Source organism: Citricoccus sp. (assembly GCF_035445025.1).
GTDB lineage: Bacteria > Actinomycetota > Actinomycetes > Actinomycetales > Micrococcaceae > Citricoccus.
The window spans coordinates 63,445-83,870 of record NZ_DAOMPX010000003.1 but is presented as its reverse complement, the minus strand read 5'-3'; the positions used below and the strand labels follow the sequence as shown (position 1 = coordinate 83,870).

At 72.6% G+C, this 20,426-nt stretch carries 13 protein-coding genes and 1 pseudogene; 9 read left to right on the top strand and 5 right to left on the bottom strand.

Annotated features, from left to right (window positions below):
• Nucleotides 1–109: 109 nt before the first annotated feature.
• Nucleotides 110–2,590 (top strand): MMPL family transporter, encoded by a 2,481-nt coding sequence (locus PLJ28_RS02115; protein WP_324589859.1) that lies wholly within the window; start codon nucleotides 110–112, stop codon nucleotides 2,588–2,590.
• 100 nt (nucleotides 2,591–2,690) lie between these two features.
• On the opposite strand, the gene PLJ28_RS02110 is transcribed toward PLJ28_RS02115, so the two are convergent.
• Nucleotides 2,691–3,260, bottom strand: coding sequence for a Dps family protein (locus PLJ28_RS02110; RefSeq protein ID WP_183527868.1), 570 nt, complete (start codon nucleotides 3,258–3,260; stop codon nucleotides 2,691–2,693).
• A gap of 477 nt (nucleotides 3,261–3,737) precedes the next feature.
• Between PLJ28_RS02110 and dnaK the strand changes: the two genes are divergently transcribed.
• The 5 genes and pseudogenes from dnaK (at nucleotide 3,738) to PLJ28_RS02085 (ending at nucleotide 9,092) form a co-directional block, all read left to right on the top strand.
• Nucleotides 3,738–5,621 (top strand): molecular chaperone DnaK, encoded by a 1,884-nt coding sequence (gene dnaK / locus PLJ28_RS02105; protein WP_183527866.1) that lies wholly within the window; start codon nucleotides 3,738–3,740, stop codon nucleotides 5,619–5,621.
• A 123-nt stretch (nucleotides 5,622–5,744) separates the two neighbouring features.
• On the top strand, nucleotides 5,745–6,449 hold the full coding sequence (locus tag PLJ28_RS02100) for a nucleotide exchange factor GrpE (RefSeq protein WP_324589858.1): 705 nt from the start codon (nucleotides 5,745–5,747) through the stop codon (nucleotides 6,447–6,449).
• A gap of 89 nt (nucleotides 6,450–6,538) precedes the next feature.
• Nucleotides 6,539–7,555, top strand: a complete 1,017-nt coding sequence (locus PLJ28_RS02095; RefSeq protein ID WP_183527855.1) for a DnaJ C-terminal domain-containing protein — start codon at nucleotides 6,539–6,541, stop codon at nucleotides 7,553–7,555.
• A 56-nt stretch (nucleotides 7,556–7,611) separates the two neighbouring features.
• Nucleotides 7,612–7,795 (top strand): annotated as a pseudogene (locus PLJ28_RS15970) (MerR family transcriptional regulator); the annotation flags it as partial.
• Nucleotides 7,796–8,081: 286 nt separating this feature from the next.
• A complete protein-coding gene (locus tag PLJ28_RS02085; RefSeq protein WP_298044134.1) occupies nucleotides 8,082–9,092 on the top strand; it encodes an alpha/beta hydrolase in 1,011 nt (336 codons plus the stop codon).
• 74 nt (nucleotides 9,093–9,166) lie between these two features.
• Here the strand turns inward: PLJ28_RS02085 and PLJ28_RS02080 are convergent, their stop codons facing one another.
• From PLJ28_RS02080 to PLJ28_RS02070, 3 genes are all read right to left on the bottom strand, one after another.
• Nucleotides 9,167–11,155, bottom strand: a complete 1,989-nt coding sequence (locus tag PLJ28_RS02080) for a BCCT family transporter (protein WP_183527853.1) — start codon at nucleotides 11,153–11,155, stop codon at nucleotides 9,167–9,169.
• A 141-nt stretch (nucleotides 11,156–11,296) separates the two neighbouring features.
• Nucleotides 11,297–12,241: a tRNA (guanosine(46)-N7)-methyltransferase TrmB gene (gene trmB, locus PLJ28_RS02075; protein WP_183527852.1), complete on the bottom strand. Its 945-nt coding sequence runs from the start codon at nucleotides 12,239–12,241 to the stop codon at nucleotides 11,297–11,299.
• A gap of 33 nt (nucleotides 12,242–12,274) precedes the next feature.
• Nucleotides 12,275–14,338 (bottom strand): penicillin-binding transpeptidase domain-containing protein, encoded by a 2,064-nt coding sequence (locus PLJ28_RS02070; protein ID WP_183527850.1) that lies wholly within the window; start codon nucleotides 14,336–14,338, stop codon nucleotides 12,275–12,277.
• Nucleotides 14,339–14,402: 64 nt separating this feature from the next.
• On the opposite strand from PLJ28_RS02070, the gene PLJ28_RS02065 reads away from it, so the two are divergent.
• Nucleotides 14,403–14,843 (top strand): YccF domain-containing protein, encoded by a 441-nt coding sequence (locus PLJ28_RS02065; protein ID WP_183527848.1) that lies wholly within the window; start codon nucleotides 14,403–14,405, stop codon nucleotides 14,841–14,843.
• A gap of 27 nt (nucleotides 14,844–14,870) precedes the next feature.
• Here the strand turns inward: PLJ28_RS02065 and PLJ28_RS02060 are convergent, their stop codons facing one another.
• Nucleotides 14,871–15,662: a DedA family protein gene (locus PLJ28_RS02060; RefSeq protein ID WP_183527846.1), complete on the bottom strand. Its 792-nt coding sequence runs from the start codon at nucleotides 15,660–15,662 to the stop codon at nucleotides 14,871–14,873.
• 102 nt (nucleotides 15,663–15,764) lie between these two features.
• On the opposite strand from PLJ28_RS02060, the gene PLJ28_RS02055 reads away from it, so the two are divergent.
• Both PLJ28_RS02055 and PLJ28_RS02050 read left to right on the top strand, forming a co-directional pair.
• Nucleotides 15,765–17,426 carry an alpha/beta-hydrolase family protein gene (locus PLJ28_RS02055; RefSeq protein ID WP_183527845.1) on the top strand — a complete coding sequence of 554 codons (1,662 nt, stop codon included), beginning with the start codon at nucleotides 15,765–15,767 and terminating at the stop codon, nucleotides 17,424–17,426.
• 90 nt (nucleotides 17,427–17,516) lie between these two features.
• Complete coding sequence (locus PLJ28_RS02050; RefSeq protein ID WP_324589857.1) at nucleotides 17,517–20,426, top strand: cation-translocating P-type ATPase; 2,910 nt, start codon at nucleotides 17,517–17,519, stop codon at nucleotides 20,424–20,426.

Sequence of the window (20,426 nt, the reverse complement as noted above, 5' to 3'; positions counted from 1 at the left end):
GGCGGTGGATGACAGGCCGTCCATTCTACGTCCCGGCCGCCTCCACCACCCTACCTGCCTAGCCTAGAAAGTATCTTGAAGATCAAGATATATGCGCTACGCTGGGCCCATGCAGCCAACACTCACCCCTGAACGGGCCCCGAGCGCCACCGGGTCCTCGTCCCCGTCCTCTCCCGGCGCTCCACGCGGGTCCTCGTCCGTGAAGTCCATCGGCCTGCGCGTGGGCGTGGCCATCGTCCTCGTCCTGGCCTGGCTGGCCGGGACGGGTATCGGCGGCCCCACCTTCGGCAAGCTCTCGGAGGTGTCCTCGAACGACCAGTCCACGTTCCTGCCCGCATCCGCCGAGTCCACCCGCGCCGGGGAATGGGTGGGCGAGTTCAGCGGGACGGACCAGATCCCGGCCCTCATCGTGGCCGGGCTGCCGGACGGCCAGGCCATCCCGGAGGACGCCCGGGGTGAGCTGGACGCGCTGGCCGCCCTCGGTGAGGACCTCGGTGCGGCCGAGGGCGTGGACCAGGTCGTGGGGCCCAACGTCTCCGAGGACCGCGAGGCGGTGCAGTACATCGCGATCATCGACACCGCTGCCGCCGAGCCGGACGTGGTGGTCGAGGAGCTGCGCGGGCTCGTCCAGGATGCCTCCGGCGGCCTGGAGACCGCCGGGGACGGCGCCCTGTCCGGGGTCGAGGTGCACGTGGCCGGCCCCGCCGGCCTGGCCACGGACCTGGCGGGCGCCTTCGCCGGCATCGACGGCCTGCTGCTGGCCGTGGCGCTGGGCGTGGTGTTCGTCATCCTCGTGCTGGTGTACCGCTCCGTGCTGCTGCCGATCCTGGTCCTGCTGAACTCGGTGGCCGCCCTCAGCGTGGCCATCCTGGCGATCTACTGGATGGCCAGGGCCGACTGGATCAGCCTGAACGGCCAGTCCCAGGGCATCCTGTCGATCCTCGTGATCGGCGCGGCCACGGACTACTCCCTGCTGATGGTGGCCCGCTACCGCGAGGAGCTGCGCCTGCGGCCGCAGGCCTTCGACGCCCTCAGGGCCGCCTGGAAGGGCTCCTTCGGGGCCATCACCGCCTCGGCGGCCACGGTGGCCATCGCCCTGCTCTGCCTGCTGGTCTCGGACCTGAACTCCAACAGCTCACTGGGACCCATCGCGGCCTCCGGCATCGTCCTGGCCTGGGCCGCCACGCTGACGTTCCTGCCCGCGATCCTGTACCTGACGGGGCGGGCCGCCTTCTGGCCGTCGATCCCGCGCGCGGGCGTCCCCCTCACGACGAGGAAGGCCTTCACCCAGCCGGAGGACGCCACCGGTCGGCCCATCGCCGGACTCGAGGAGAACCACGGCGTGTGGACCCGGATCGGCGCACTGGTGGCGCGCAGGCCGCGCGCCGTGTGGATGGTCACCGTCGCCGTGCTGGCCCTTGGCGCCATCGGCGCCACCCAGCTGCAGGCCAGCGGCGTGGCCCAGACCGACGTGATCCTGGGGGAGTCCGACGCCAAGGCCGGACAGGTCGTCCTGGAGGAGCATTTCGACGCGGGCACCGGCTCGCCGGCGACCGTCATCGCCCCGGCCGACCGGGCCGACGAGGTGCTCGAGGCCGTGGAGGGCACCGACGGCGTCGGCTCGGCCTACCTGACCGCCGAGGGCGGCGCACCGGCCGGGACCCCGGACCCGGAGGCGCTGGCCGAGCTCCAGGAGCAGGCCGCGGCCGCCGGCCGGGGGCAGGGCCAGGCACCCGAGGGTGCCGCCGGACCTCCCGCTGGACCCCCCGCCGGGGTGAGCGGAGGGGCCGGCGACGGGGCCCCGGAGACCGCCGGGCCGCCGTCGGGCATTCCGGCGGAGGTGCCCACGCTCCAGCCGCAGGAGGTCGACGGCCGCGTGTACCTCCAGGCGACCCTGCAGGACCCGGCCGACTCGAAGGAGGCCGAGCAGACGATCATCGAGCTGCGCGAGACGCTGCACGCGATCGACTCCGAGATCCTGGTCGGCGGCACCTCCGCCACCGCCCTGGACTCCAACACCACGGCCCAGCAGGACCTGCGCACGATCATCCCGCTGGTTCTGCTCGTGGTGCTCGTCATCCTGATGATCCTGCTGCGCTCGATCGTGGCCCCGGTGCTGCTGGTCCTGGCCACCGTGCTGAGCTTCGGCACCGCCATCGGCGTCTCCGCGCTGGTGTTCAACGAGGTGCTCGGCTTCCCGGGGGCAGACCCCTCCGTGCCGCTGTACGGGTTCGTGTTCCTGGTCGCCCTGGGCGTGGACTACACCATCTTCCTGATGACCCGAGCGCGGGAGGAGGCGGTGATCCAGGGCACCCGGCCCGGCGTGCTCAAGGCCCTGACCGTCACGGGCGGGGTCATCACCTCGGCGGGCATCGTCCTGGCGGCCACGTTCGCGGCACTGGTGGTCATCCCGCTGATGTTCATGGTGCAGCTGGCCTTCATCGTGGCGTTCGGCGTGCTGCTGGACACCTTCCTGGTGCGCTCGCTGCTGGTGCCGGCCCTGACCTACGACATCGGTCCGAAGGTCTGGTGGCCCTCGAGGCTCTCCCGGGCCGCAGGTGGCGGCGGGGGCCGCCACGTGGCCGGCTGATCCCCGGATCCCCTCCACCACGGCGCAGGGCCCCGGCATCGTCACGATGCCGGGGCCCTGCGCCGTGCCGGCGGTCCGGCCGGCCGATCCTGCGGGAGGATCAGGACTTTTTGGCGGCGCCCTTCCGGGCCGCGCCCTTCTCCGTGTGCTCTCCGGCGGTGCTCAGCTCGCCCGCGGCGTTGGTCAGGAACGAGCGCAGGAACCACTGGAACTGCTCGAGGCCGCCGGTCTGGCCGATGAGGATGTCCTCGGTGACCGGGTCCAGCTTGCCGGCCTCCTCGATGGCGTTGCGGTGATCGGCGATGACGCCGTCGTAGACCTGGTCCAGGGCGGCGATGTGCTCGATGGTGTCCGCGCGGCCCAGGTCGTAGTCGTCCCAGGTCCGCTCCTTCACCAGGGCGCCGGGGGTGCCCGTGGGGGAGACGCCCAGGGTCGCCATGCGCTCGGCCAGCACGTCCACGGCGGCACGGACCTCCTCGATCTGGGGATCGAGCATCTCGTGCACGCCGATGAAGTTCTGGCCGACCACGTTCCAGTGGGCGTGCTTCAGGGTCAGCTGGAGGTCGTTCAGTGCGTGCAGGCGCAGCTGGAGGATCTCGCCGACACGGTGGCCGTCCTCGAGTTCGAGTCCGGGAACGGTGTACGTCGCAGGGGTGTCCTTGGCTGCCATGATGACTCCTTTCCGGGCGGCGCCACAGACGTGCTGCGGGCGCCGCGGTGGGTGATGTCCTCACTCAAACACCCGGAACGTCGCCGTGCAAGAAGCGCCCAGGTCGACGTCAGGAAACTCCCAGCACATTCACATGGTCGCCATCGGTGCTGGTGGGGGCCGTCCGCCCCTGGCCACCGGGGCGGGGGTGCGCCCCCACCCACCCGGTGCCCGGCCGCCTGCGCCCGTGGGCACCGGGTGCGCGGTGATGGACTCCAATCATGGCCGGGAATGAATCCCGGACCGCCCCGGTTGTACTCGGTGACACAAAGTTGAGTCAGATGGACTCAAGGCAGATTGACACGGAACTCCCGGCCATGAAACCTTGAGTCCTGAACGCTCAGGTGGCTGGATGGCAACGGGTCGACATCGGCTCGCGTCACCTCTCACCGGGCGTCTGAACCGCATCACCTCCAATCGTCAGGGAAAGGAACCGCCATGTCCCGTGCAGTGGGAATCGACCTCGGTACCACCAACTCCGTCGTCTCCGTCCTCGAGGGCGGCGACCCCGTCGTCATCGCGAACGCCGAAGGCTCCCGGACCACCCCGTCCGTCGTGGCCTTCTCCAAGTCCGGGGAGGTGCTGGTCGGCGAGATCGCCAAGCGCCAGGCCGTGAACAACCCGGAGCGCACCATCGCCTCCGTCAAGCGCCACATGGGCACCGACTGGTCCACCGAGATGGACGGCAAGAAGTACACGCCGCAGGAGATCTCCGCGCGCACCCTGATGAAGCTCAAGCACGACGCCGAGGACTACCTGGGCGAGAAGGTCACCGACGCGGTGATCACCGTGCCGGCGTACTTCAACGACGCCGAGCGCCAGGCCACCAAGGAGGCCGGTGAGATCGCCGGCATGAACGTGATGCGCATCATCAACGAGCCGACCGCGGCCGCGCTGGCCTACGGCCTGGAGAAGGGCAAGGAGGACGAGCTCATCCTGGTCTTCGACCTCGGCGGCGGCACCTTCGACGTCTCCCTGCTCGAGGTGGGCAAGGACGAGGACGACTTCTCCACCATCCAGGTCCGCTCCACCGCCGGTGACAACCGGCTTGGCGGCGACGACTGGGACCAGCGGGTCGTCGACTGGCTGCTGGCCCAGGCCAAGTCCAAGGGCGCCGACCTGTCCAAGGACAAGATCGCCCTGCAGCGCCTGAAGGAGGCCGCCGAGCAGGCCAAGAAGGAGCTGTCCTCGGCCACCTCCACGAACATCTCGCTGCAGTACCTGTCCGTCACCCCGGAGGGCCCGGTGCACCTGGACGAGCACCTGTCCCGCGCCAAGTTCCAGGAGATGACCTCGGACCTGCTGGAGCGCACCCGCCAGCCGTTCAAGGACGTCATCAAGGAGGCCGGCGTCTCGGTCTCGGACATCGACCACGTCGTGCTCGTGGGTGGCTCCACCCGCATGCCGGCCGTGGCCGACCTGGTCAAGGAACTGGCCGGCAAGGAGCCCAACAAGGGCGTGAACCCGGACGAGGTCGTGGCCGTGGGCGCCGCCCTGCAGGCCGGCGTGCTCAAGGGCGAGCGCAAGGACGTGCTGCTGATCGACGTCACCCCGCTCTCCCTGGGCATCGAGACCAAGGGCGGCGTGATGACCAAGCTCATCGAGCGCAACACGGCCATCCCGACCAAGCGCTCGGAGACGTTCACCACCGCCGAGGACAACCAGCCCTCCGTGTCCATCCAGGTCTTCCAGGGTGAGCGCGAGTTCACGCGGGACAACAAGCCGCTGGGCACCTTCGAGCTGACCGGGATCGCGCCGGCCCCGCGGGGCATGCCGCAGATCGAGGTCACCTTCGACATCGACGCCAACGGCATCGTCCACGTCTCCGCCAAGGACAAGGGCACCGGCACCGAGCAGTCCATGACCATCACCGGCGGCACCTCGCTGTCCGACGAGGACATCGACCGCATGGTGAAGGACGCCGAGGCCCACGCCGCCGAGGACAAGGAGCGCCGCGAGGCCGCCGACCGCCGCAACCAGGCCGAGCAGACCGCCTACTCGGTGGACAAGCTCCTCAAGGACAACGGCGACAAGCTGCCCGAGGAGATCAAGACCGAGGTCCAGGCCGACGTCGACGCCCTCAAGGCGGCTCTCGAGAAGCAGGACAACGACACCGAGATCAAGGCCGCCTACGAGAAGCTGCAGGCGTCCCAGACGAAGATCGGTGAGGCCCTGTACGCCTCCCAGTCCGCGGAGGCCGGCGCAGCCGGCGCCGATGCCGGGGCTGCCGGCGGCGAGGGCGCCGGGACCTCCGCCGACGAGGACATCGTCGACGCCGAGGTCGTGGACGAGGACGAGCCGAAGGACGCGGGCTCCAAGTGATCCCCGCCCCCCAGCACCCCTGACACCCGGTCCGCGTGAGCGGACCACCGGACCCGGGCCGGCCGCCCTGCCACACGGCGGGACGGCCGGCCCGCAGGGCACCGGAGGAAAGGACGAGAGACCATGCCCCATCACGGACACGACGAAGAGCACGAAGAGCGCGAGGAGCCGGTGAGCTTCCAGGACAAGCGCCGGATCGACCCCGAGACCGGACAGGTGCGCCAGCCCGCCGGCGGGCAGCAGGCCGCCGACGGCGCGGCCGCGGCGGGTGCCGGCGAGGACGGCGACGCGCTGTCTCAGGCCGAGCGGATCCTCAACGAGGCCGCGGCGGACGCCGAGGGCGATGCCGCGGACGCGGGGATCACGGGCGCCCAGGACCCGGACACGGCCGGCGCCTCCGTCCGCGAGGAGGAACTGCGCACCGACCTGCTGCGCGTGCAGGCGGAATTCGTGAACTACAAGCGCCGCGTGGAGCGGGACCGGAACGTGGCCAAGGACACCGCCATCCAGTCCGTGCTGAGCGCCCTGCTTCCGGTGCTCGACGACCTGGACGCCGCCCGGGCCGCGGGCGACCTGACGGAGGGACCGTTCGCCGCGATCGCCACCAAGTTCGACACGGTGCTCTCCGGGTTCGGGCTGGAGCGGCAGGACCAGGAGCACCTGGCCGGACAGCCGTTCGACCCGGCCCAGCACGAGGCGATGCTGCGCCAGCCCAGCGCCGACGTGCCGGAGGAGCACATCGTGCAGGTCTTCCGCAACGGCTACGTGCGCGAGGGCCGCGTGCTGCGTGCCGCCCAGGTGATGGTCTCCGCCGGCGCGGAGGGCTAGTCATCACCGCCCCGGGCCCCCTCGCCGAACCGAACCGAACCGACCCGAACTGAACTGACCCGAACTGAACTGACCCGAAAGGAGGCACCATGGCCTCACAGGATTGGGTGGACAAGGACTTCTACGCCATCCTCGGTGTCTCCAAGGACGCCTCGGAAGCCGACATCAAGAAGGCCTACCGGAAGCTGGCCCGGAAGTACCACCCGGACCAGAACCCCGGGGACGACGCGGCCGAGAAGAAGTTCAAGGAGATCACCGAGGCCAACGCCGTGCTCTCGGACCCGGAGGAGCGCCAGCAGTACGACGCCATCCGGGCGATGGGCTCCGGTGCCCGGTTCAGCGCCCCCGGCGCGGGGGCCGGTGGCCCCGGCGCCGGCGGCGGGGGCTTCGAGGACCTCTTCGGGGGGCTGTTCACCAGCGGCTCCGGGGGCCGCCGGTCCTATTCCACGTCCGGGGACATCCCGCCGGAGTTCGCCGACCTGTTCGGCGGCTTCAGCGGCGGGGGCGGGGGATACGGCGGGCCCTCCGGAGGCCGCGGCGGGTTCGGCGGCTACGGGACGCCGACCAAGGGCGCGGACCGCACCGCCACCACCACGATCTCCTTCGCCGGCGCCGTGCGCGGGACCACCATCTCGCTGCGGGAACCCGACGGGGACGTCATCGACGTGCGCATCCCCGCCGGCATCAAGGACGGGCAGAAGGTCCGGGCCCGCGGCAAGGGTGCCCCCGGCGCGGCCGGCGCCGGGGACCTGCTGGTGACCGTCAAGGTGCGCGAGCACCCGTTCTTCCACCGCGAGGGCGACAACCTGCGCATCCACGTGCCGATCACCTTCGACGAGGCCGCCCTGGGCGCCACCATCCAGGTGCCTACCCTGGACGGCTCCGTGAAGGTGAGGGTCCCGGCCGGGACCTCCTCGGGGCGGGTGCTGCGCGTCAAGGGCCGCGGCGTGAAGACCTCCAAGGCCAGCGGCGACCTGCTGGTCGAGCTGCAGGTGGCGGTGCCGGCATCCCTGTCCGAGGAGGCCCGCGCCGCCGTCGAGTCCTATGCCCGGGCCGCGGCCGGCCACGACCCGCGGGCCGCACTGGCGGACAAGGCGCGGCTGTGACCACCGCCTGGGAGGACCCGCTGTACGTGATCTCGGTGGCCGCCGAGCTGGCGGGCATGCACCCGCAGACCCTGCGCCAGTACGACCGCATGGGCCTGGTGGTCCCGCAGCGCCAGGGCGGGCGGCAGCGCCGCTACTCCCGGCAGGACGTGGACCGGCTCCGCACCATCCAGCAGCTGTCCCGCGAGGGCGTGTCCCTCGAGGGCATCCGGCGGATCGTGGCCCTGGAGGACGAGGTCGAACGGCTCCAGCAGACGGTCGCCGACCTGGCCGGCCAGATCCAGGCCTTCCAGGCCTACGCCCGGTACCCGCGCGTGTTCGCCGCCGGCGCGCAGGGAGACGTGACCACCACCTTCGACGCCGGGCCGGACCGTGAGGCCGCCGAGCAGGGGTACGCGGCCGCCCGGCGGCGAGGGGCCGGCCAGCGCGACTGGCCCCGACGGCGCCCGGCCGCCGCCCTCACCGCCGGCCCGTCGTCGTCGTCGGCACTCACCCCCTCGGCCCGGACCGTGTCCGGGGTCCTGGTGTGGAAGCCGAAGAACTGAGCCCGGCGCAGGTCGCCCGGCGGGACATCTGGGACCCCGTCGAGCGGCGGGCCACCCGCGAGCGGCTGCGGGCGGACATGCGCCGCCGCCACCTGCTCGGACCCAAGCAGCGGGCCGCCCTCGACGGGATCGTCCACGCGCTCAAGCCCGGTGCCATGGACCCCTCCTTCCCCGACCGCGTCCTGCTCGCCTACGACCTCGGCAACGCCCTTCGCCCGGCGGCCGGGGTCGTCGCCGTCGGGGAGCCGGCCGACGCCACCCACCTGACCTGGCAGGTCTCCGGGATGGGGATCTTCGTGCACTCGGCCATGTGGGGCAGCGCGCGGGAGGCCGGTCAGCTGTGGGCCGCCCAGCGTGAGGCCGGGGCGGCCAGTCCCTGCGTGGTGAGCTGGCTGGGCTACCAGCCGCCGGGGCCGTGGGGAGCGCTCTCCGGCCGGCATGCCCTGCGCGGCGGCGCCCGGCTCGCCCTGCACATGGCCGGCTGGTACGACTACCGCGAGCGGATCGCCGCGGACGGCCCCGGGGACCGCCAGGGCTCCGGGGCCACGGACCCGTTCCCGCACACCGCCGTGGAGGCACACTCCTACGGCAGCATCGTGGCCGCCCGGGCCCTGCAGATGCTGCAGCGCCGCAGGCCACCGCGGTCCGTGGACGCGCTCGTGGTGTCCGGGGCCGTGGGCCTTCCCCGGGACCTGGCCGGGAACCCGCACCTGCTCGGACTGACGCGGGACCAGGTCTACTTCGCGCTGACGGACTCGGACTACCTGTCCTGGCTCGGGTTCCGGCTCTCCGGCCGCAGGCCGTGGACGAAGATGACCCGGCTGACGATCGCGGCGGACGAGGCGCTGGACCTGGCCGCCGCCGTCGGGCACAACACCTCCCGCTTCCGTCCGGGCGCCGGCCCGTTCCGCCGCGGTCACGGCTACCGGGACGCGGGCACGGCCTCCCTGTACCGCATCGCCCGCGCCACCGCGGGCCTGCCCCTCGACTGACACCTCCCGCCCGGGCCCGCCGGCGCGGAGGTCCCGCGCCGCGGACGCGGGGTCCGGCGGGGTCGGGCGCGGGGTCAGGCGCGGGCCGGTTCGACCGGGCCCTCCGTCGGGCCGGAACCCGCACCGGAGGCGGGGTCCGCGGCGTCGTCGGCGTAGGTGCCGGTCTCGTAGTCGTACTCCACGGGGTTGCCCTCCTCGTCCGTGCGGCGGTACCACTCCGTCACCTCTTCGGCCGTGGAGTCGAAGTCGGCCCCGGCACCGCGGCCCGCGGGGGCCCGGCGCACGGACAGCTCGAAGTCGTCACCGTGGTCCTCGATGCCGCGGCGGACGGCGTTGGACAGGGCGGTGACCGCGAAGTCCCGGCGGATCGCCACCGGGTCGGTCATCAGGTCACGGATGAACGCCACGATCATCAGCAGCAGCACGATCGAGAACGGCAGGGCGATGAGGATCGTCAGGTTCTGCAGACCCGTCAGCGCGGTCTCGCCCCCGGTCAGCAGCATCACCACCGCGATGCCCATCATGCACAGGCCCCAGAACACCACGACCCAGGTCCGCGGCGCCGGCGTGCCCCGAGAGGACATCGTGCCCATGACCACGGAGGCCGAGTCGGCGGAGGTGACGAAGAAGATGGCCAGGATGGTGATCAGTACGAAGGGGGTGAACTGGCTCAGCGGGAACTGGCCGAACATGCTGAACAGCACCTGCTCCGGCGTGGCGCTGCCGTCGAAGCCGGGCACGCCCTGGGTGTTCATCCAGATCGCGGTGCCGCCGAAGATCGAGAAGGCCAGCACGAGGATCGCCGTGGGCACCCCCATGGCCACGAGCACGAACTCACGCAGGGTCCGCCCGCGCGAGATCCGGGCGATGAACATGCCCACGAACGGCGTCCACGCGATCCACCAGGCCCAGTAGAACGCGGTCCAGGCGGACTGGAACTCCACGGCCTCCGCACCCCAGGACAGCGACTTGCCCATCATCGCGAACATCTCGTCGAAGTAGTGCATGACGCCGGAGGGGACGAGGTTGAGCAGGAACAGCGTGGGCCCGGCGATGAAGACGAACAGCACCGCGCCCAGGGTCAGCGTGATGTTGATGTTGGAGAGGTAGCGGATGCCCCGGGTCACCCCGGACACGGCGCTGACGATGAAGGCCAGGGTCAGCACGGCGATGATGACGAGCAACGCGGTGTTGCCCAGCGGACCCGCCCCGGAGATGATCGACACGCCCTCGCCGATCTGGATGGCGGCGATGCCCAGGGTCGCGGCGGTGCCGAACAGGGTGGCGATGATGGCGAAGATGTCCACGATCTTGCCGGCCACCCCGTCGGTGTGCCGTTCACCGAACAGCGAGCGGAACACCGAGCTGACCAGCGAGACGCGGCCGCGTCGGTAGGAGGAATAGGCGATGGCGCCGCCCACCAGCGCGTAGAGCGCCCAGGCGTGCAGTCCCCAGTGGTAGTGCGACTGGGCCATGGCCTGGTGCAGGGCCTCCGAGGTGCCGGCCTCGACCGTGTGCGGCGGGGGAGAGGTGTAGTACGCCAGCGGCTCGGAGGGGCCGAAGAAGAAGATGCCCACGCCGATGCCCGCGGAGAACATCATGGCGACCCAGGAGAACCGGGAGAACTCGGGCTCCTCGTCGTCCTTGCCCAGCCGGATGCGGCCGAAGCGCCCGAAGGCCAGGACCACCATGACGACCACGCAGACCATCAGCGTGATGTTGAGCAGCCAGCCGGCGTTGGTCATGGCCCAGCCGAAGGCGGTGGCCGAGACCTGGCCCACCGACTCCGGGGCGGTGACGCCCCAGGCCACGAAGGCGACGATCAGCGCCGCCGTGATCCCGAAGACCACCCAGTCCAGCCCGAAGCGGTTGCGCTGCTCGTCCACCCCGATCCCGGGGACCAGTCCCGGGTGGATGTCGTGCGGGTAGAGGCCGACGGCGCCGGTGCTGGCCCCGGCGTCCTGCGCGGCGTCCGCCGGCGGGCCGGCGGGAGAGGCCGCGGTGGATCGGTCGTGTGGTGCGGGGGAGGACGAGGCGTCAGGCACCCGGGGTCCCTTCGTCATGACCCGGCCCTCACGACGGCGGCCGACGCCCGGCGGGCGAAGGACTGGCGCCCGGGGGTCCACGGTCGGTGGTCGGTGGTTCGGCGTCCAAGTATCCCCGGTGACGCGCCGGGCCGCAAAGCCGGGGCCGGGCGCGCACCCTCAGCGGCGGCGGTAGGCGAGGTCGAACACGAGGCGACCGGCCCGCAGGGCCTTGGCCTCGAAGCTGGTCAACGGGCGGCCGTCGAAGCGCGGTGCCCAGCCGCCGGCGTGGTCCACCGGGTCCTCGACGCCGGCCCCCGCGGCCGCCTCGCTCAGCCCCGCGCGCGAGCCCAGCGAGTCCGGGGTGATCGGCTGCGCGCCGACCTGCAGTTCCCGGCCCTCGACCCGCACCCGGGTCAGCGGGGACTCCTGGCCGGCGGAACGCCCCGGATACAGGTTGGCGAACTCCGGGTGCCCCTCCATGACCCGGCGCATGTGCACGGCGTAGCTGGACCAGTCGGTGGCCAGCCGCAGCACGCCGCCGGGCGCCAGGACGCGGGCCACGCGGTCGGCGAAGGCGGGGGAGACCAGCCGGCGCTTGTGGTGGCGCGTCTTGTGCCACGGGTCCGGGAAGAACACCCAGACCTCCTGCACGGACCCGGGGGCCAGGAGGTGGTCCAGCACCTCCGGGGCGTTGGCCTGCACACCGCGGACGTTGGTGAGACCGCGGTCCTCGATCTCCATCAGCAGCGCGGCCAGGCCCGGGGTGTAGACCTCCACGGCCACGAAGTCCGCCTCGGGACGGTCCACGGCACCCTGGACCGTCGACTCCCCGAGGCCGCAGCCGATGTCCACCACGAGCGGGGCGCTGCGGCCGAACACCGCGGACCAGTCCACCTCGGTGCCGGCCGCCACGGAGGTGGTGGCGTGGTGCCGGGGGACCTCCACGATGTAGGTGCCGCGGGCGCGGTCCCACGTCTTCTGCCGCCGCGGGTTCAACCGCTCCCCGCGGCGCACGAAGGAGACCGGCTCGGTGCGGTACAGGTCCGGGTCCGGGTGGGGGTTGTGGCCGTGGGCGTGCTGCGCCGGGGCGGGGTGCTCGGGGGGAGTCTGGTCGCTGCTCATCAGGCCTTCAAGGCTACCGCCGCCGGGGTCCGATCACTCCGAGGGGACGATCTTCTCCACCGCGGTCAGGAAGTCCCGCACGACCGGACCGTTGTCGTGCCCGCCGCCGAGGCCCTCGTTGAAGAACAGCGCGACGGCCAGGTCCCCGTGGATCGCGATGAGCCAGGTGTGGGCGAGGTCCTCGCCGTCGGCCACGAACTGGGCCGTGCCGGTCTTGGCCAGCACCGGGGCACCGGGGACGTCCTGCAGCATCTCCGCGGTGCCCGTCTCCACCACGCCGGACATCAGGGACCGCAACCGCCCCGCCTCCGCCTCGGTGACCCCCGTGGCCGGGGGCGCCGCGGTGTCCACGGCCGGATCGGACACGAACACGGGACGCACGGTCCGCCCGGCGGCCACCGAGGCCGCCACCGTGGCCATGCCCAGCGGCGAGGCCTCCACCACGCCCTGGCCGAAGAGGTTGGCCGCGTGCTCGGTGCCGGTGGAGTCGTCCGGGACGGACCCGAGGAAGGCGGCGTCGAGCCCGGTCACCGGGTCCGGGTCCAGCCCCAGGGCCTGTGCCGCCTCCGCCTCCTGCGCAGCCGAGACCTCCTGGTGCGCACCGACGAAGACGGTGTTGCAGGACTCGGCGAAGGCCTCGGCGAACGGGATGGTGCCCACCGAGGCGTCCGGGTAGCCGTCGTAGTTGCCCACGACCATGCCGCCCACGGTGAGGGTGGCCGGGCACTGCACGGGGTCCTGGGGGGCGAGGCCGGACCTCAGCAGCGCCAGGGCGGTGACGACCTTGAACGTCGAACCCGGCGCGTAGGACCCGGACACCGCCACCGGCCATCCCTCCGGCCCGGACGCGGCGGCCAGCACGTGACCGTCGGAGGGGCGGATCGCCACCAGCCCGGCCGGGACCTCGGAGGCGCCCACCACCTTCTCGGCCGCCGCCTGGATCCTCCGGTCCAGGGTGGAGGACAGGGCCGTGCCGGCCACGGGCCCGGCCTCGAAGGCGGTCACGTCCGGGCCGGGCGCCGCGGGCCCGGCCCCGGACCCGGCGTCGTCGGCGCTGTCGGGGTTCTCCGGCTCGTCGGGGTTGTCGACCGTGATGGTGATCCCGGGAGTGCCGGCCAGGTGGTCCTGCCACGTGGACTGCAGGCCGGAGAGCCCGACGGCGACGCCGGCCTCCAGCTGCCCGTCCGAGTCCTCCACCTGCTCGGCGGAGGGCTCCCCGTAGGTGCCCAGCACGTCCCGGGCGAAGGCGCGGCTGGGTGCCAGGACGGCGGTGTCCTCGATGACCCGCCCGCCCGGGACCCTCGCGAGCGCGTCCACGGGGATGTCGGTGGACCCGTCGGCTCGCAGGGTGATGGCCTCCACGAACGCCTGGTCCCCGGCGGCCTCGGCGCGGGCCACGAAGGCCTTCGCGTCCACCTCGGCCAGTTCGGCCACCTGCCGGGCGGAGCCGGCGACCTCGTCCGGCTCGATGCGGGCCTTGTCCAGGCCGACTACGGCCACGTCCCGTTCCGTCATGAGCGGTTTCCCGGCGGCGTCCAGGATGTCCCCGCGGTCCGCCTCCGTGCGCCGGACCGTCACGGTGCCCCCGGGGGCCAGGCCGGCCACGAGGTCATCGGGCCGCAGGTCCGCGCGCCACTGCCGGCCGTCCTCGTCCCAGACGAGTTCGGCGTCCGTGCGGTAGGTCCACTCCTGGCCCTCCAGGCCCAGGGCGCCGAGGTCGCGCCGGACGGTGTACTGCGCGGTGGCCCGGTCCGGGTCGTCCTCGTGCACGGTGACGGCGTCCGTGGTCACGGTGACGGTGGCCTCCCCGGGGCGCAGCGCCGCGGGGAGCGCCCCGAGGACGGCGGAGGGGACGGAACGGCCAGCGTCCGTCAGGGGGACCCCGACGTCACCGGTGGCGATCCCCGCGCCGAGGGCGGTCGCGGCGTCCTCGGGGGAGGGGCGGGAGGGGCCCAGGCAACCGGTGGTGGACAGCAGTAGGGCGACCGTCACGCCCAGGGTCACGCCGCGGGCCAGTCGGGACGGGCTGGCGGGACGGGCGAGGGGGCGCCCAGCCCCGGAGCCGAGCTGCGGACGTCGCGGACTGCGCTCTGACATGAGGTTCTTTCGGGTCGGCGGCCTGGCACTCGTCAGCGTAGCGCCAGGCTGGGACGATGGGGACATGAACCGTGCCCTGAACCTCGTGCTCAACATCATCTGGCTGGTCTTCGGCGGGTTCTGGCTGGCCCTGGGCTATGCGCTGGCCGGGATCGTGTGCTGCGTCCTCATCGTCACCATCCCGTTCGGCATCGCCTCGTTCCGGATCGCCGGTTACGCCCTGTGGCCCTTCGGGCGAGTGGTCGTGGACGAACGGCCCGGCGGGGACTTCTGGTCCGGCCTGGGCAACATCATCTGGCTGGTCGTGGCCGGGCTGTGGATCGCGATCGGGCACGTCCTGACGTCCATCCCGATGTTCCTGTCCATCATCGGCATCCCGCTGGGGATCGCGAACCTGCGGATGATCCCGGTCTCCCTGCTGCCGCTCGGCAAGCGCATCGTCAGCTCCGGCCAGGCGCGGTCACTGCCGAGGTACGTCCCCGCGGCACCGGTCGGCTACCGCTGAACCGGCGGGCCCCGGTCTCCGGCCGGTTCAGCGGCGCCGGCCCGGCTCCCCGAGCAGCTCGTCCATGCGGGCGGCGGCGGCCTCGGCCGAGGGCGCCACGAAGTGCGGGTCCCGCGCGCGGCGGCGGTTGCGCAGCACGCGGGCGACGATCCACCAGGCCAGGAACACGATCACGGCGATCATCACGATGTTGGAGAAGACGTCCGCGTAGTCCGAGACCAGGTGCCAGTTGTCCCCGAGCAGGAATCCGCCCCAGACGAAGATCGTGTTCCAGATCGCCGAGCCCAGCAGGCTGTAGAGGGTGAACAGCCCCAGGTTCATCCGCTCGATACCGGCCGGGATGGAGATCAGCGAGCGGAAGATCGGCACCATCCGGCCCAGGAACACGGTCCAGTAGCCGTACTTGTTGAACCAGCGCTCGGTCTTCTCCACGTCCTCGATGTCCACCAGGGGCAGCCAGTCGACGATCCGGTACATGCGGCGACGGCCCAGCCAGGCACCGATGCCGTAGAGCATCAGGGCACCCACGACGGAACCGACCGTCGCCCAGATGGTGGCCTCCCACGGGCCGAACGCCCCGCCGGCCGCGGTGAACCCGGCCAGGGGCAGGATCAGCTCGGACGGGATCGGGGGGAACAGGTTCTCGGCGAAGACGGCCAGGGCCACGCCGATGGGGCCGATGGCCTCCATGATCGTCACCACGATGTCCCCGAGCCAGCCGTAGGACTCCCCACCGCCCGATCCGCTGCCGGCCGCGCTCGCGAGCACGGTCGGCGCGGAGGACACGGAGGACAGGCCGGCGTATACAGGTGAGGTCATGGATCCCATTGTCCCCGGGATGGCCTCCGATCGCCGAACCGGCAGGCAGGCGGCCGGCGGGCGGGGGGCATCGGACCTGATCGGATGGGCATAATGGGGACCATGCGGTTCAGACCTGACGGGGCAGGCATCGCCGGTGCCCACGTCATGAGCTGGGTGTCGCTGTCGCCCAGCTTCATCCCACGGACCTGGTGGATGACGTCCATCGCCACCGCCGTCTCCCAGACCTTCGGCTACGCCGTCGGGGCCACCGGCCGCGCGGCGGTGCGCGGCGCCGGCCGCGCCCTGGGCATCTCGGTCACGGTGGACCCGGAACGGATCGGGCCGCTGCGGAAGGCCGCCCCGTGGTTCATGTTCGGGGTGAGCGGACTGTCCTGGCTGCGCAGCCTCAAGGCCCAGGCGGAGATCGCCGGGCTGATGGAGACCCGTCCCGTCCGGACCCGGGAACACGTCCTCGGCGTCGCCGGCGGGCTCGCCCTGACGGCCGGGCTGGTCGGTATCGGACGCGGCGTCCACGGCGTGGCCGGCACCGCCTCCCGGGCCCTCACGCCGGTCCTGCCCGCCCCGGTCGCGACCGCCGTCGGCGCCGGGGCCACCGCCGCCGGCACGGCCTTCGTGCTGGACAAGGTGGTCTACCGCCGGCTGCTGGAACGGTTGTCCAGGGCGGCCCAGGAGACGAACTCGAGGCTGCTGCCGGGCCGGGTGCCACCGATCGAGCCGGAACGCTCCGGTTCCGCGGCGTCCCACGAGTCCTGGGCCTCGCTCGGGGCCAAGGGTCAGGCCGTGGTCTCGGACGGCCCGCGGGCCGTGGACATCGCCGAGGCCACCGGCGAGCCCGCGATGACCCCGATCCGGGCCTATGCCGGCTGGCAGGAGGGCCGGGACCTGCAGGGCACGGCGGCGGCCGTCGTCGCCGAGCTGCGGCGCACCGGCGCCTTCGAGCGTGAGGTGCTGCTGGTGCTGACCACCACGGGCACCGGCTGGTTGCAGGAGTGGTCCGCGTCCTCGGTGGAGTTCCTCACCGGCGGCAACTGCGCCCTGGCCTCGATGCAGTACACCTACCTGCCCTCGGGGGTGGCGTTCTTCGCCGACCGCGCCACGCCCGTGCTCGCCGCGGACACCCTGCTGACCGCCATCGAGGCCGAACTGGACAGGCTTCCGGCGGGTCACCGGCCGAAGCTGCTGGTCGGCGGGGAGTCCCTCGGGGCCCTCGGGGGCACCGAGGCCTTCGAGGACCTGGAGGACATGATCGCCCGCGTGGACGGGGCCGTCTGGTCCGGGCTGCCGCGGTTCACCGCCTTCTGGCAGTCCCTCGCCCCGTTCCGTAGGCGCGGCACCCCCGAGATCGCGCCCGTGGTCGACGACGGCCGGCACGTCCGGTTCGCCACGCGCCCCGAGGACCTGGTCACCGACTACAACGGGGTCCCGTTCGGTGCGTGGGACGCCACCCGGATCGTGGTGGCCCAGCACGCCTCCGACCCCGTGGTGTGGTGGAGCCCGGAGCTGCTGTGGCGCAAGCCCGACTGGGCGAAGGAGAGGGCGGGGCTGGACGTGTCCCGGAACCTGCGCTGGATGCCGTGGGTGACGTTCTGGCAGGTCGCCTCGGACATGCCGCAGTCCGTGGCGGTGCCCGGGGGCCACGGGCACCGGTACATGGAGGACATGCTGCACTACTGGGCGGCCGTGCTGGGCAAGGACCCGCTGGCCGACTACTCACGCATCGCCCAGGCCATCCGCCGCACCATCGTCCCCACCTACGCCTGAACCGGCCGACGCCCGCCCGTCACGCGCCCGTCGTGCCGGGGGAGTATCCTGCGCCCCAGAATCCCCGACGAGCCCAGTCCAGGAGGGCCCATGGCGCAGGACGCCGACCCGCAGCACGTGGCCGCCGCGACCCCGGCCGCCGGACGGGACTGGACGCAGGCCGCGGCGGAGGACGTCGTCCGGCACGTCGCCACGGACCCGGACCGCGGGCTGTCCGCCGCGGAGGCCGCCGGGCGGCTCGGGGCGTACGGGCCGAACGAGCTGGCCACGGCCCCGCCCGAGCCCGGCTGGAGGCGGTTCCTGCGCCAGTTCACGGACCCGCTGATCTACCTGCTGCTGGCCGCCGTGGCGGTCTCCCTGCTCGTCTGGGCGGTGGAGGGTGCCGCGGGGGTGCCGGTCGACGCCGCGGTCATCTCCGTCATCGTGGTCTTCAACGCCGTCCTCGGTCACGTCCAGGAGGCCCGGGCGGCGGACGCGGTGGCGGCACTGCAGGACCTCACCGCCGTGACCGTCTCGGTCGTCCGGGACGGCCGCACCGAACGGGTCCCCGCCACGGACCTGGTGCCCGGGGACCTGCTCGTCCTGGCCGAGGGTGACTCGGTGGGCGCGGACGCCCGGCTGCTGAGCGCCTCCTCGCTGCAGGTCGCCGAGGCCGCCCTGACCGGGGAGTCCGTCCCGGTCACCAAGTCCACGGCCGTCCTGGAGGCGGCCGTGCCCCTGGGCGACCGGGTCAACATGGTCTTCAAGGGCACCGCCGTGACCCAGGGGGTCGGCCGGGCCGTGGTGACGGCCACCGGCATGGACACCGAGATGGGGCACATCGCCGCGCTGCTGGCCGGCACGGAGCGGGAACCGACCCCGCTGACGCGGGAGCTCGACGGGATCGGCAGGACCCTGGGGATCGCGGTCGTCGTCATCGCCGTGGTGGTGATGGCGGCCATCGCGTTCACGAGCGGGGTCTCCTCGCTGCAGGACGCGGTGGACGTGCTGCTGGTCGGCGTCTCCCTGGCGGTGGCGGCCGTGCCCGAGGGACTGCCGGCCGTGCTCTCGGTGGTGCTCTCGCTCGGCGTGCAGGCGATGAGCCGTCGCCATGCGATCGTCAAGGACCTGGCCTCCGTGGAGACTCTCGGCTCGGCCTCCGTCATCTGCTCGGACAAGACCGGGACCCTGACCCGCAACGAGATGACGATGCTCAAGGTCCGGTCCTCCTCCGGGGAGTCGCACGTCACCGGGGTGGGTTACGCCCCGGGCGGGGAGGTGCTGCTGGAGGGCACCCCGCTGCTGGAGAACGACCCGGAGCTGGACCTGCGCGAGGAGGACATCGTGGTCCTCGCCGGCGGCACCCTGGCCTCCGACGCCGAGGTCCGCCAGGACGAGGACGGGCACTGGGTCGTGGTCGGTGATCCCACCGAGGCGGCGTTCGTCGTGGCCGAGCGCAAGGCCGGGCTGTCCGGGATGCGCGAGGCGCGGTTCGAGCGCGTGGCGGAGGTGCCCTTCACCTCCGAGCGCAAGATGATGTCGGTCATCGTGGACGACCGGGACCACACGGATCCGGGCGCTCCGGCGGACGCCGGCTGGCCCGGTGCCGGCCGGCCGGTCCTGGTGGCCAAGGGGGCGCCGGACGTGCTGCTGCGCCACTGCACCCGCGTCCGCACCGGGCTGGAGGTGGCCCCGCTCACCGAGGCCGACCGGGCCGCCGTCGCCGCCGACGTGGAGTCGATGTCCCGCGAGGCCCTGCGCACGCTGGCCGTGGCGTACCGGCCGCTGACCGTCCTCGAGTACGCGGGCGCGGTCGGCCCGGACGGTGCCTTCGACGCCGGGGCGGGCCTGGCGCTGGAGCAGGACCTGATCTTCGTCGGCACGGTGGGGATCATCGACCCGCCGCGCTCCGAGGTCGCCGAGGCGGTGGCGCAGGCCCGCCGGGCCGGGATCCGCGTGGTGATGATCACCGGCGACCATCCGGCCACGGCGCTGCGGATCGCCCAGGACCTGGGGATCGCGCACGCCGGGCAGGGGGCGGTCACCGGTCCCGAACTGGACGCCCTGGACGCGGCGCAACTGCGGGCGGCGGCACGGCGGGCCACGGTGTTCGCGCGGGTCGCCCCCGAGCACAAGCTGCGCATCGTCGAGGCCCTGCAGGCGGAGGGCCACGTGGTGGCCATGACCGGCGACGGCGTGAACGACGCCCCGGCCCTGAAGAAGGCGGACATCGGGGTGGCCATGGGCATCACGGGCACGGAGGTCTCCAAGGAGGCCGCCGCCATGATCCTCACGGACGACGACTTCACCACCATCGTCGCCGCGGTGCGCCAGGGCCGGGTGATCTTCGGGAACGTCCGGAAGTTCCTGCGCTACCTGCTGTCCTCCAACACGGGGGAGGTCCTGACCATGTTCCTGGGTGTGCTCCTGGCGGGGTTCCTGGGCCTGGCCGGGCACGACGACGGGATCGTGGTGCCCCTGCTGGCCACCCAGATCCTGTGGATCAACCTCATCACCGACTCCGGCCCGGCCCTGGCGATGGGCGTGGACCCCGAGGCGGAGGACGTCATGGCCGGGCCGCCGCGCGGGGTGCGGGACCGGGTGGTCGACGGGCGGATGTGGGCCGGGATCCTCTGGACCGGGCTGGTCATGGCCGTGGTCACCCTGTTCGCGATCGACCTCCACCTGCCCGGCGGACTGGTGGAGGGCGCGGAGACGGTGGAGGTGGCGCGCACCGCCGCGTTCACCACGCTCGTGTTCGCCCAGCTGTTCAATGCCCTGAACTCCCGGTCCGAGACCGTCTCCGCCTTCCACCGGCTGTTCACCAACGGCTGGCTGTGGGCGGCGATCGCCTTCGGCGCGGTGACCCAGGTCCTCGTGGTGCACCTGCCGTTGCTGCAGGGTGCCTTCGGCACGGCGGCCCTGGGCTGGGACCAGTGGCTGGCGTGCCTGGCGCTGGCCTCCGGGGTGCTGTGGTCCGGCGAGCTGCGCAAGGTGGTGCTCAGGGCCCGGGCGGCGTGA